The following is a 12649-nucleotide window of genomic DNA, read 5'->3' on the forward strand; positions in this document are numbered from 1 at the left end:
GATTGGCCTTGGCGCCATCGGCGTGAATGGCACCCATGACCGCTTGGGGCAAGAGGAGTCACTGATCCAAGTAGGTCTAGTGGCTGCAATCGCTGCGGACCTGCCTGCCACTATGTGAACGGCAGGACCAGGCTGGTTGCAGTCATCCACTGCGCTGCATGTCGCTGACAGCTAGCGCTGAGGAGCGGTCCTTCAAGCCCTTGCCCACCTTGCTGAACTTAGTGCGCGGCGTCACCGAAATACGCACTCACGCAGACCAAAGATGCCCTCCGGCCTCCTGGGGCTCATAGCTAAGACCCACTAGCTCCAAGCGCGACATCTTGCCCAGATAGCTCCAAAGGCCTTGATTGCCAAAATCCCGGACCTAGGGATAATCCGGACCCAATGAAGCGTCTCATCGCCATTCTTATTGCTGTGCTGTTGCCACTCCAGCTTGCCTGGGGAGTGGCCGCAACCTATTGCCAGCATGAGACCAGCGTCGTGACGGCCAAGCACTTCGGGCATCACACCCATGTCCATGAAGCTGCCAAGCAAGATGCTGCCAAGAAGGCCTCACTGAAGCTGCAGATCGACGCCGACTGCAACTTCTGCCATGCCTCCCCCGGTGGCATGCTGCCCGAACTGAATCCCGTCTCGCCGATCCAGGTGCTCGCACAAGTGCCGGTGCACCTAGGTGACCTAGGCCATCCATCAGCGCCACAGCGTGCGCCTGAACGCCCTAAATGGTCCCGTCTCGCCTAGTCGGCGAGACGTCTGAACTCCCCTTTGTTCCGTCTCGCCGAATCCCAAGGTTCCAACCGATGAGATTCGATGAGAAAACTTCTATTGCCGTTCGGGCTGGCGGCAGCATTGCTCAGCCCTGTTCCCCTCTGGGCGCAAACCACCCTCACGCTTGAGCGCGCGCTCGATCAGGCACTTTCCCGAAACCCTGCCATTGCGGCTGCGACCAAAGAGGTCGAAGCGACCGAAGGTGCAACGCGCCAAGCCCGCACCTGGCGCAATCCAGAACTGAGCACCACGGTCGAGGACGTTCGCAACAACACGCGGACCACCACGGTCACGGTCGATGTGCCCATTGAGCTCGGTGGCAAGCGCACCGCTCGCATCACCGCCGCAGAACGCGCCGCCAGCCTCGCATCAGCCGAGCTGGACAACGTTCGTGCGGAAGTGCGAGCCCGTGTCATCGCGGCCTTCTTTGACGTCCTGGTTGCCCAGGAGCGCGCAAAGCTGGCAGGCAGCTCAGCAGGCATTGCGGCTCGCGCCACCGACGCCGTCGGCAAGCGTGTCATTGCAGGCAAGGCTTCACCCGTCGAGGAGACGCGCGCCAAGGTCGACCAGGCCAACGCGCAGCTCGAATGGGCGGAGGCCAAGTCAGAGCTGCAGACGCTTCGCTTCAGCCTGGCCACCACCCTTGGCGACAGCGCTCCCGCATTCGACGAGGTGCAAGGTGACGCCAACGCGTTGCCGGGTCGGCCCATGTTTGCAGAGCTGGTGTCGCTGCTGGAGAGCTCGCCGATGCTCATCATTGGCAGCCTCGAAGCTGAACGACGCAAAGCGTTGGTCGACATCGAGCGCAGCAAGGCGGTACCTGATCTGACCCTCAGCATGGGTGGCAAGCGCGACGCTTCGACCGGGCGCAATCAAGCCGTCCTGGGCTTCTCCATCCCGTTGCCGTTCTTTGACCGCAACCAGGGCGCCATTCTTGAGGCTTCCCGCCGAGCGGAGAAGGCCAAGGATGAGTTGCAGATGACGCGCCTGCGGCTGCTCGGCGAGCTGCAGGAAGCATCGAATCGCCTGACGGTGACGAGTGCTTCTCTGAAGACCTTGCAGGACACCGTGCTGCCGTCCGCCCAGGAAGCCTACGAGGCTGCCAGCAAGGGCTTTGACGCCGGCAAGTTTGGCTTCCTTGAGGTCATCGATGCCCAGCGCTCCTTGCTGCAGGCACGTACCCGCTACCTGAACACCCTGGCTGGCGCCCATCAAGCTGCTGCCGCCATTGACCGCATTACGGGCCGCTAAGAGGCAACCCAAATGAATATCACCAAGAATCAAAAACTCACCATGGTCGCGGTTGTCGTGGCCGGCCTTGTGGGCGGCGGCGCCGTCCTCTGGAGCGGCCGCGGCAGCAGTACCGCGCCCCAAGCCGAACACGCGGACTCCCACGAAGGCGAAGAGAAATCCCATGGCGAAGCCAAAGGCGGCCATGACGAAGAGCGCGTCGTGAAGCTCTCCGCCGAACAGCAAAAGACGGCGGGCATCGTCGTCGCCGTCGCCGGCGGCGGCGACCTCCAAGCTGCCAACGACTTCAGTGGCGAAATCCGCTTCAACGAAGACCGGACAGCTCACGTCGTTCCGCGCCTTGGTGGCGTGGCCGAATCTGTCATCGCCAATCTGGGGCAGCAGGTCCGTGGCGGCCAGGTCCTGGCCGTGATCGCCAGTACCTCGCTGTCGGAGCAACGCAGCGAACTCTTGACGGCCCAACGTCGCCAAGAGGCGGCTCAGGCGACGTACGAGCGCGAGAAGAAGCTGTGGCAAGAGAAGATCTCGGCCGAGCAGGACTACCTGCAGGCTCAGACGGCACTGCGCGAGGCCAATATCGCTGTCGACAACGCGCGCCAGAAGCTGGCCGCCATCGGAGCTAGTGTGGCCAGCACAGGACTCAATCGCCTGGAAGTCAAAGCCCCGTTCGATGGAACGGTGGTTGAGAAGCACCTCTCAAGAGGCGAGTCCGTCAAAGAGGATGCCAGCATCTTCACGATCTCCGACCTGAACTCTGTCTGGGCCGAGTTCGCCGTGGCACCCAAGGACCTGGCCGTCGTGCGCGTGGGACAAAAGGTCATCGTTTCTTCCTCTGCCTTTGAAGGAAAAGTGCAAGGCACGATTTCCTATGTGGGCTCGCTGCTCGGCGAGCAGACCCGCACCGCCCGTGCACGCGTGACCTTGGCCAATCCGCAAGGAGCTTGGCGACCAGGCCTGTTCGTGACGGTCAGTGCGCTCGGTGCTGAGCAGCAAGTGCCTATCGCAGTGCCGGCCGAAGCAATTCAGAGCATCGACAACCAAAGCACGGTCTTCAAGGTGGTGCCGAACGGTTTCGAGCTCGTCACGGTGAAGACCGGACGGTCGGATGGCAAGTGGGTTGAGATCCTGCAGGGGCTCAAGGCTGGTGACAAGGTCGCCACCAGCAATTCCTACATCCTCAAATCGGAGCTCGGCAAGGCCAGCGCCGAGCACGGTCACTGAGGAGCGAATCCATGTTTGAAAGACTTATTCGCTTCTGCATCGAGCAGCGCTGGCTGGTCATGCTGGCCGTTCTCGGCATCGCCGGACTTGGCCTCTTCAGCTACACCAAGCTGCCCGTTGATGCTGTCGCTGACATTTCCAACGTGCAGGTGGTGGTGAACACGCAAGCCGCCGGCTACTCGCCGCTTGAGACTGAACAGCGCATCACCTTTCCTATCGAAACGGTGATGGCAGGCCTGCCTGGTCTGGAGCAGACACGCTCCTTGTCTCGCTACGGCTTGTCGCAGGTCACGGTCATCTTCAAGGATGGGACCGACATCTACTTCGCGCGCCAGCTGGTCAATCAGCGCACCCAGGAAGCTCGCGACCGTCTGCCAGCGGGTATCGCGCCCACCATGGGACCGATCTCTACCGGCCTTGGGGAAATCTACCTTTGGACGGTAGAGGCTGAGCCCGGCGCCAAGAAGGCTGACGGCTCGCCCTACACGGCCACAGACCTGCGCGAGATCCAGGACTGGGTCATCAAGCCGCAACTGCGCAACGTCAAAGGCGTCACGGAGATCAACTCCATTGGCGGCTTCGAGAAGCAGTACGTGGTCGCGCCGAACCTGGAGCGACTCTCGGCCTATGGCCTGAGCCTGGCGGATGTGGTCAATGCGCTTGAGAAGAACAACTCAAGCCAAGGCGCTGGCTACATTGAGCGCAAGGGCGAGCAGTACCTGGTGCGGGCGCCTGGCCAAGTCCAGTCCATGGACGACATGCGGGACATCATCATCGGTACCGCTCAAGGGCAACCGATCCGCGTGCGGGACATTGGCGATGTGGAGCTGGGTCGCGAACTGCGCACGGGCGCGGCGACGGAGAACGGCAAGGAAGTCGTGCTCGGCACTGTCTTCATGCTGATGGGTGAGAACAGCCGTTCAGTCTCGCGCGCTGTCGATAAGCAGATGGAATCGATCAACAAGACACTGCCTGCGGGCGTCAAGGCGATCACGGTCTACGACCGGACCACCCTGGTCGATAAGGCGGTTCGCACCGTTCAGAAGAATCTGATCGAGGGCGCCGCGCTGGTCGTCGCCGTGCTGTTCTTGTTCCTCGGCAACATTCGTGCGGCACTCATCACCGCCATGGTGATTCCCTTGTCGATGCTGTTCACCTTCACGGGCATGGTGAAGGCCGGCATCAGCGCCAACTTGATGAGCCTGGGTGCGCTGGACTTCGGCATCATCGTGGACGGCGCCGTCGTGATCGTGGAGAACTGCGTCCGACGCCTGGCGCATGCCCAGGAGCACAAGGGACGCGCCTTGACGCGCAACGAGCGCTTCCATGAGGTGTTCGCTGCTGCTCGTGAGGCCCGCCGCCCACTGCTGTTCGGGCAGCTCATCATCATGGTGGTCTACATCCCGATCCTGGCGCTCACCGGCGTCGAGGGAAAGATGTTCCACCCCATGGCCTACACGGTGCTGCTGGCGCTGCTCGGCGCGATGTTGTTGTCGGTGACCTTCGTGCCGGCGGCCGTGGCGCTATTCATGGGTAACCGGGTGGCTGAGAAAGAGAACCGCCTGATGCAATGGGCGGAGCGCCGCTACAAGCCGCTGCTGGCCAGCTCGCTCGGCAATGCACCCGTCGTGCTGACGGCGGCCGCCGTGCTCGTGGTCTTCTGCGGCGCGGTAGCCACGAGGCTGGGCTCCGAGTTCGTCCCAAACCTGAACGAAGGTGACTTCGCGATCCAGGCGTTGCGCATCCCCGGCACCAGCCTGACCCAATCGGTCGAGATGCAGAAGCAGCTGGAGTCTCACCTCAAGGCCAAGTTCCCTGAGATCGAGCGCATCTTTGCCCGAACCGGTACCGCAGAGATCGCGGCGGACCCGATGCCACCGAACATCTCGGATGGCTACATCATGCTCAAGCCCACAGACCAGTGGCCGACCCCGCGCAAGACGCGGGACGAGTTGCTGGCCGCCATTCGGGAGGAAGCAGACAAGGTTCCCGGGAACAACTATGAGTTCTCGCAGCCGATCCAGCTTCGCTTCAATGAGCTGATCTCTGGTGTTCGCTCCGATGTGGCGGTGAAGGTCTTCGGTGACGATAACGATGTGCTGAACGAGACGGCCGGCAAGATCGCGCAGGTGCTTCAGGCCGTGCCCGGCGCTACCGAGGTCAAGGTCGAGCAGACCACGGGCTTACCCATGCTAACGGTCAACATCGACCGGTCCAAGGCAACGCGCTATGGACTGAACATGACCGATGTTCAAGACGCTGTGGCCACTGCCATTGGCGGCCGAGAGGCCGGCACGTTCTTCCAGGGGGATCGCCGCTTCCAGATGCTCGTCCGTTTGCCGGACGCACAGCGCGAGAACATGGAGGCGCTGCGCCGACTGCCCGTGCCGCTGCCCAGAGGAAGTGCCGAGGGGCGAGTCACCTATGTACCGCTGTCCGAGGTTGCTTCACTGGAGCTGGCACCCGGCCCCAACCAGGTGTCGCGAGAGAACGGGAAGCGCCGCATCGTCGTCAGCGCGAACGTGACCGGGCGAGACCTGGGCTCCTTTGTGACTGACGCGCAGACGGCCATCGATCAGAAGATCAAGGTGCCGACTGGCTACTGGACCACCTGGGGCGGTACCTTCGAGCAACTGCAATCTGCGACCCAGCGCCTGCAGATCGTCGTGCCCTTGTCGCTCTTGATGGTGTTCGTGCTGCTGTTCGCCATGTTCGGCAATGCGAAGGACGGTCTGCTGGTGTTCACCGGCATCCCGTTTGCCCTCACGGGCGGCGTGCTGGCGCTGTGGATGCGCGGGATTCCGTTGTCGATCTCGGCTGCCGTGGGCTTCATTGCGCTGTCCGGGGTGGCGGTGTTGAACGGCTTGGTGATGCTGTCCTTCATTCGCAGCCTGCGCGAGGAAGGCCGAACTGTCGATGAAGCCGTGAGCGAAGGCGCGCTGACGCGACTGCGACCTGTCCTGATGACGGCATTGGTGGCCTCTCTGGGCTTCGTGCCCATGGCCTTGGCAACCGGCACCGGTGCTGAAGTTCAAAGGCCTTTGGCGACGGTGGTGATCGGCGGCATCTTGTCGTCAACAGCGCTCACCTTGCTCGTCCTTCCGATCCTTTATCGATGGGCGCACAGGCGAGACGACACGGAGGTGGCTGCGGACGAAGAGGTCCCAGCCGCCGCAGAAAAGCTCGCTGCGCATTGATGACGTTGAAGGCTGCAGGACCCGTGTTTTGCAGCCTTCTTTTGTCATGAGCTTCGCAATGAACTGTTTTGCTTACGAGAACACGAGAACCAAGTGGATTGATCTTGAGCCTTGTCCGCCTGTGCTCCGACGAGTGCCCAGTTGCCGACTACCTGCTCGGCTGCTTGATTGTGTTCGCCGCTTTGGCTGTTGCGCTCTTCGCGCATCAGCTCTATGTCCACCGGCGCCAAAGGAGAGACCGAAGGCGCGGGACTATCAAGCGGCGACGTCGAAACAAGAGGTGGCTGCCATAGCAGCTGCCGACCTATCTAGGAAAGTGAAATCGCAATGAGCCAATCTCAGAAGATTCGTCTGGATCTGCCTCTGCTGCTGCCAGACATTCCAGATGCCCAGGATGCCTGCGTCATCCGGCTGCAAGAGCGCATGACCGGACGACCCGGCGTCGCGCAGGCCCATGTGGTCGGCGTGGATGAAGGCAAGCCCCAGCTCTGCGTCCACTACGACCCTGAGGTGATCTCGGTGGCCAGGCTGCGTGAGCTGGTGATCTCCTCCGGTATTGAGATCACTGACCGGTATGCCCACTTCTTAGGAACGGTGCCCGGTCCCATGCATGCGCGTGCGGCCGAGCGCATTGCCAGCCAGCTTCGTGCGCTGACCGGCGTGATCGAAGCCGAAGTGTCAGCGGCGGGCGCCATGCGCATCGAGTACGACCGAACCGCGGTCGATCTAGCAGATATGCACAAGCGGCTCAATGCACTTGGCGTTGCCGTGAGCGCTGTAGCGAAGCGTTCGAGCGAGGCCGGCAGCTCTTCGACGGTTCGCCAGGCTGACGCCGGGGGTGGTCACGACCACGGCAATGGTCACGATCATGGGGACGATCACAAAGAGGACCGCAAGGACCACAAGGGCCACAAACACGACGAGGACGACGGCGAGGGTGAAGAAGGCCATGACCATGGCGGCCCCTTCGGCGAGAAGTCCGAACTCATTCTTGCTGCCATCGCTGGCGGGCTGCTTCTGGCTGGGTTGCTGTGTGGTCGAAGCATGCTGTTCCCTAGCTGGCTGCCGACTGCTCTTTACGCTGCCTCCTACTTCTTTGGCGGCTTCTTCACAGTCAGGGAGGCCATCGAGAATTTGCGCGCTCGGCGCTTTGAGATCGATACCCTCATGCTCGTCGCTGCTGCCGGCGCCGCGGCTCTGGGCGAATGGGGCGAAGGGGCGCTGCTGCTCTTCTTGTTCAGCCTTGGGCACTCGCTGGAGCACTATGCGATGGGTCGCGCTCGGCGGGCCATTGAGGCTTTGGCCAAGCTGGCACCTGAGACTGCCACCGTCCGCCGCGGCACGGGTACCGAAGTCGTTCCTTTGAATCAGCTGCAGGTCGGCGACGTCGTGATCGTGAAGCCCAATGAACGCCTGCCGGCCGACGGCGCGGTCGTCGTAGGGACCTCGAGCATCAACCAGGCACCTGTCACTGGGGAGAGCGTGCCTGTCGACAAGAAGCCGGTGGAGAACGGGCAAGCCGCAGTCGAGGGTTTCGAGCGCTTGCCAGCAGAGAACCGGGTGTTTGCGGGCACGATCAATGGCGCCGGCGCCATTGAGGTGATGGTGGCTCGCAAGTCAGATCAATCGACGATGGCTCGCGTGGTCAAGATGGTGACCGAGGCTGAAGCTCAACGTTCGCCCACTCAGCAGTTCACTGAGAAGTTCGAGCGCATCTTTGTACCTGCGGTGCTCGCCCTGGTCGTGCTGCTGCTGTTCGCAGGCCTGGTGGTCGATGAGCCGTTCTCAGCAACCTTCTATCGGGCGATGGCTGTGCTGGTTGCAGCCAGTCCTTGCGCGCTTGCGATCTCGGTGCCCAGCGCGGTTCTGAGCGGCGTGGCGCGTGCTGCGCGAGGCGGCGTGCTGGTCAAGGGTGGCGGGCCGCTGGAGAACCTGGGCACGCTGACCTCGATTGCGTTCGACAAGACCGGCACGCTCACAGAAGGCAGACCGAAACTGACCGACGTCGCCGCGGCAAATGGCGCGACTGAAGAAGAGTTGCTGTCCGTTGCGCTGGCCGTGGAAGCGCACAGCGATCACCCCTTGGCCTCAGCCATTGTGGATGGGGCACGGGAACGGCTGAAGGACGCAGCTGCTCTTCAGGCCTCAGAGGTGAAGAGCATCACAGGGCGTGGCGTGCAGGCGCAGGTCGGAGGCGAGACGGTTTACATCGGCAAGCCCGTGTTGTTCACTGAGCTGCCCGACTCGTCCATGCCCGCCGATGTCGACTCCCTCAATCGGAAGCTCGTTGATGACGGGCGTACCACCATGGTCGTACGCAAGGCAAATCGCTTCCTTGGCGTGCTGGGTGTGATGGATACGCCGCGTCCTGCCGCCAAGCAGGTGACGGAGAGTCTGCGCAAGTTGGGCATCGAGCGTCTCATCATGATCTCTGGAGATAACCAGAAGGTGGCTGATGCCGTGGCACAGGCGGTAGGGCTGACAGAGGCACGGGGAGACTTGATGCCCGAGCAGAAGGTGGAAGAGATCAAGAAGCTGCGTGCCGAGCACGGCAAGGTCGCCATGGTTGGTGATGGCGTAAACGACGCGCCCGCGATGGCCAACGCCACGGTTGGCATTGCCATGGGTGCGGCCGGGTCAGACGTGGCACTCGAGACGGCCGACGTCGCACTCATGGCTGACGACTTGGCGCAGTTGCCCTTTGCTGTCGGGATCTCGCGAAGTACCAGTCGCATCATCAAGCAGAACCTGTGGGTGAGCCTCGGGGTGGTCGCGGTGCTCATTCCCGCGACGATCTTCGGGCTGAACATTGGGGCCGCGGTGATTTTTCATGAGGGGTCAACGCTGCTGGTTGTCGTCAATGCGTTGCGCCTTCTTGCCTACAAGGCTGCATAGATCGGCAGCTCAATCAGGGCCGGCGGCAATGCTGCCGTCACTGTTGCCATTTACCAGTCCACCGCCAACTGGCCGCTCTCTCGCGGCGCGTCCAAGAGCTGCATTGGAGTTCCTGAGCTCCTTCTTCTATAAGCACGGTTCTCGGACCGAACGCTACACCTCAAAGCCGGCATCCGTCGACGACCACTGGTGGCCGAAAGCCGCCCTTCGCAAATTGCTCATGGAAGGGCAGCAACCGCTGCGAACGCGCCGATCCCGTAAGAGCTATCGCCACGTTCTCAATACACTGGCGATATCGACAATTGCAGCGTTCGATCATTCGATCGTTGCGCTTTGAAGTCGCTGCATTGTCCCGATCAAAGAGTCGGCCGTGTCCATCGACCGCCCAGCGCCCGCAGCAGGGCAACGCGGTTGGCATGCTCAACCAGCCGCAGCGTGATTAGCGCCTGCTGCGCGGTGGCCAGTTGCCGCTGGGCGTCCAGCAGCTCGAGCTGGCTGCTTCCGCCAAGGCGGTAGCTGTCCTCCGCGAAGCGTAGGGACTGTGCTGCTGCGGCGACCTGGGCCTGCTGGGCGTCCAGGCGCTCGGCCAGGCCGTCGCGCACGGCGAGCGCGTCGGCTACTTCGCGGAACGCGGATTGCAGCGCGCCCTCGTACGTGGCCAGTGCCTCGCGCCGGCTGGCCTCACTCATGTCGACCTGCGCGGCACGCGTGCCACCGTCGAACAGCGGGAGGTCCAGTTGCGGCAGCACGCTCCAGAAGCCGGTTCCGCTCTTGAACAGCCGTCCAGCTCCGGCGAAAGCGTGCCGGTGCTGGCGGTCAGCGTCAGGCGAGGGAAGCGCGCGGCGCGGGCGGCGCCCACGTCAAAGGCCGAGGCTTTCAACTGCTGCTCGGCGGCGCGCAGGTCCGGGCGCTGCAGCAGCACGGCATCCTATCGCTAGCGCTACACCCTGATCTGGCTCTCTTTCTGCCTAAGGTCTAGATGTCTATCTTGGCCTTCTCAAAGTCCAGGTTCTGCCCAATAGGGATGACTTTCGCCCCCGCCGGCAGCGCGTTCAGTTCCTGAAGGATGTCCGAAAGCCCGCGATACTCCATCCAAAACTGCTGAAGAGCGCGCACACCGCCATGCTGCATGACGGCGCGAACGCATGCAGCGTGTGAGGCTACCAATCCGGCTACCTGCCGCTCCAACTCCTCGACGCGCGCAGACTTCTCCGCCAGTTGCTCCGCCAGAGTAGCCGCCTTCTTGGCCACAGGCAGCTCACGTACGTTTCGAGCGTCTGTTTGTCGCCTTTGCGCGGCCGCAATCAGCCCTGCACGTTCCGTGTGACGGGTGAACGCCGACGCATTCTTCAACACACTGTGGCGACGGGCGATCTCTCTCGCAGAGATGTCCACATCGACGGCCAAAAGCTCATCAAGAATGCGACTGAGTTCCTCGTGGTTAGCATCTACCGTCAATCTCATGACAGCACATCCTTGAAGACGATTGAGTGGTCGACTCCGACCTCAAACACTGGGCTGTTGGGCGAAGCATCGAGAGCGGCGGCCACACCAGAAAGTAACGACTCCGCGTGGGCGATTTGGTTCCGTCGGCCGACTGTCTTCACGGGCTTAGCCGCCGCAGCGTTTCGCATCTCCACCAACTTCGCACGCAGCGACTCCAAGGTTTCTCGGTGTTCCGGTAGGCCACTGGCCGTGAAGTGCTTGCAGCGGTCGAAGCACTTCAAGTGCCTCGCACAGGGATTCATCGAAAAGCTGTTGACACAGTATCCGTATGGCGTGACGTGGAAGCCGTCCGAGTTCGCTGCTAGGTATCTGAAGGCGGCCAAATCCCCTTCCTTTGCTTGAATGGCTTTAAACGACCGGGCGATATGGCTGGTTGGCACTAGCCCACCGACAACCATCTTGGCGACTAACTCCTGCGGACTTCCCGGAGTCAGGAAACCCTTCGTCTCCCCGGGTAGCGACACAAACGCAAGCTTCTCAGCCAGCGACCGGTGGTCGTACTCGTAGCTCTGTGCGACGGTCTGCCGCCCAAACTGCTGAGTGATGACGGTATCGGGCGCCCCATGCCTGAACAGCTCTGTGTTCATCAGGTGTCGCAGCGAATGCGGCTTCACCGAAAAGTCCTTGTGATCGGGCTCACGTCCGTATCTGGAGAAGAAGGAGTAAGCCGCTTTGTCAGCCACAAGACCCAAGGCCATGTAGATCGCATTTTGGCCGAGCGTCGTCACTGCAAGGTCGTGCGGAACGGGGTAAGGCACATCGCGCCCTCGGACCGGCTGAAGGTAGAGCAAGTCCGCCGTCGTCAACTTGGCGCCGGCTGACGTACTGAAGCGTCGTAAGTCAGAATTTGGAGAAGCACCTATCCCCTCGTGCTGTGCGGCCAAGACCGCGCGAAGTTCGGCGGTCGCTTGAAGCGCCAAGTGGACAGCAGTGGCCAATGCCTGTTGGAACCGAGTCGGCACAAGCATGTGTTCTTCGACCAAGAGGTCCGGACGGCCTTCCTCCTGTTTCAGGGCAAAGTGTCGCAAACGTAGGGTCTGACCAACACCGCCAATCTGGTCCGCTGGCTTACCGGTCACGACGTCCAAATGCGACTCCCAGCGTAGGCAGTCTGCCGGGAGCCAGAGCACCTCATTGAGGCGCAAGCCTGTCAGAGTCAAAACGCGGATGGCGCTGAATCGGATCAAATGGTTGTGCGTCTCCGGCCGCTCCCTGAACACGATTCGAGCCAGTTCATAGAGGGCGTCTCGTTTTGGGAGCTTGTGAGCACTGTCGCGTTCGACGAGCGACTTCCGTAGGTCGATGAATGTCGCCCCCGGTCCCGGCGCTGACAATGGGCAAGCCTCGGAAAGGAGGTTCTCATTGATGACACGGACCAACGACCTCACCGCTTTCAGAGCGGCCGCAGAAGGATTGAGCAAGCCCTGCCAACGCGCGATGTCTTCGCTATTCAGGTGCCATGGCACCTTGCTGGTCGTTGCGAAAAACGTCTTGAACACCAAGGCATAGTTTCGGGTGGCGCGCGGCGACCTTGCGGCAAGACACTTATGCGCCACGACCGCCTTGATGAAGTCTTGAACTTCAGGCGCAAGGAAGGGGCCCTGGGGCAGCGAGGCCGAAGCCCAGCCCGCCTGAAGCGCTAGACCTCGCACCTTGTCGTCCACGCGAAATGCTCCCAATCGAGAGGCGAACTTGTCGTGGCTATTGGTCAGAAGGCGGAGGTCCCAATCGGTCCTTTCGCGATATGAGCCTACTTCGTCAGCCGTGCCCCATTGGACATCCTTTGACGAAGTAAAACGTTTTGCCGCGTC

General features: G+C 61.9%; 8 protein-coding genes. 5 read left to right on the forward strand and 3 right to left on the reverse strand.

What is annotated here, in order from left to right:
* Positions 1 to 384 precede the first annotated feature (384 nt).
* The 5 genes from czcI (at position 385) to J7U46_RS19490 (ending at position 9332) form a co-directional block, all read left to right on the forward strand.
* Positions 385 to 741 carry a cation efflux protein, CzcI family gene (gene czcI, locus J7U46_RS19470; RefSeq protein WP_282828852.1) on the forward strand — a complete coding sequence of 119 codons (357 nt, stop codon included), beginning with the start codon at positions 385 to 387 and terminating at the stop codon, positions 739 to 741.
* A 69-nt stretch (positions 742 to 810) separates the two neighbouring features.
* Entirely contained in the window at positions 811 to 2019 is a 1209-nt protein-coding gene (locus J7U46_RS19475) for a TolC family protein (RefSeq protein ID WP_282828853.1), read from the forward strand.
* A gap of 12 nt (positions 2020 to 2031) precedes the next feature.
* The gene (locus J7U46_RS19480) at positions 2032 to 3240 is read left to right on the forward strand and encodes an efflux RND transporter periplasmic adaptor subunit (protein ID WP_282828854.1); all 1209 of its coding nucleotides are present in this window, start codon (positions 2032 to 2034) and stop codon (positions 3238 to 3240) included.
* Positions 3241 to 3251: 11 nt separating this feature from the next.
* On the forward strand, positions 3252 to 6437 hold the full coding sequence (locus tag J7U46_RS19485; protein ID WP_282828855.1) for a CusA/CzcA family heavy metal efflux RND transporter: 3186 nt from the start codon (positions 3252 to 3254) through the stop codon (positions 6435 to 6437).
* A 327-nt stretch (positions 6438 to 6764) separates the two neighbouring features.
* Entirely contained in the window at positions 6765 to 9332 is a 2568-nt protein-coding gene (locus J7U46_RS19490; RefSeq protein WP_282828856.1) for a heavy metal translocating P-type ATPase, read from the forward strand.
* 356 nt (positions 9333 to 9688) lie between these two features.
* On the opposite strand, the gene J7U46_RS19495 is transcribed toward J7U46_RS19490, so the two are convergent.
* The 3 genes from J7U46_RS19495 to J7U46_RS19505 all read right to left on the reverse strand — a co-directional run bounded on the left by J7U46_RS19495 (position 9689) and on the right by J7U46_RS19505 (position 12502).
* Positions 9689 to 10111, reverse strand: a complete 423-nt coding sequence (locus tag J7U46_RS19495) for a TolC family protein (RefSeq protein ID WP_282829153.1) — start codon at positions 10109 to 10111, stop codon at positions 9689 to 9691.
* 196 nt (positions 10112 to 10307) lie between these two features.
* Positions 10308 to 10796 (reverse strand): hypothetical protein, encoded by a 489-nt coding sequence (locus J7U46_RS19500; protein ID WP_282828857.1) that lies wholly within the window; start codon positions 10794 to 10796, stop codon positions 10308 to 10310.
* On the reverse strand, positions 10793 to 12502 hold the full coding sequence (locus J7U46_RS19505) for a hypothetical protein (protein WP_282828858.1): 1710 nt from the start codon (positions 12500 to 12502) through the stop codon (positions 10793 to 10795). The genes J7U46_RS19500 and J7U46_RS19505 overlap by 4 nt, the downstream gene beginning before the upstream one ends.
* Positions 12503 to 12649 lie beyond the last annotated feature (147 nt).

Origin of the sequence: Pelomonas sp. V22, assembly GCF_030014915.1 — a bacterium.
In the GTDB taxonomy this organism is placed as follows: Bacteria; Pseudomonadota; Gammaproteobacteria; order Burkholderiales; family Burkholderiaceae_C; genus JAUASW01.

Coding starts and splice junctions, on each gene's coding strand:
- czcI (WP_282828852.1), top strand. CDS start 385: ATGAAGCGTCTCATCGCCATTCTTATTGCTGTGCTGTTGCCACTCCAG.
- J7U46_RS19475 (WP_282828853.1), top strand. CDS start 811: ATGAGAAAACTTCTATTGCCGTTCGGGCTGGCGGCAGCATTGCTCAGC.
- J7U46_RS19480 (WP_282828854.1), top strand. CDS start 2,032: ATGAATATCACCAAGAATCAAAAACTCACCATGGTCGCGGTTGTCGTG.
- J7U46_RS19485 (WP_282828855.1), top strand. CDS start 3,252: ATGTTTGAAAGACTTATTCGCTTCTGCATCGAGCAGCGCTGGCTGGTC.
- J7U46_RS19490 (WP_282828856.1), top strand. CDS start 6,765: ATGAGCCAATCTCAGAAGATTCGTCTGGATCTGCCTCTGCTGCTGCCA.
- J7U46_RS19500 (WP_282828857.1), bottom strand. CDS start 10,796: ATGAGATTGACGGTAGATGCTAACCACGAGGAACTCAGTCGCATTCTT.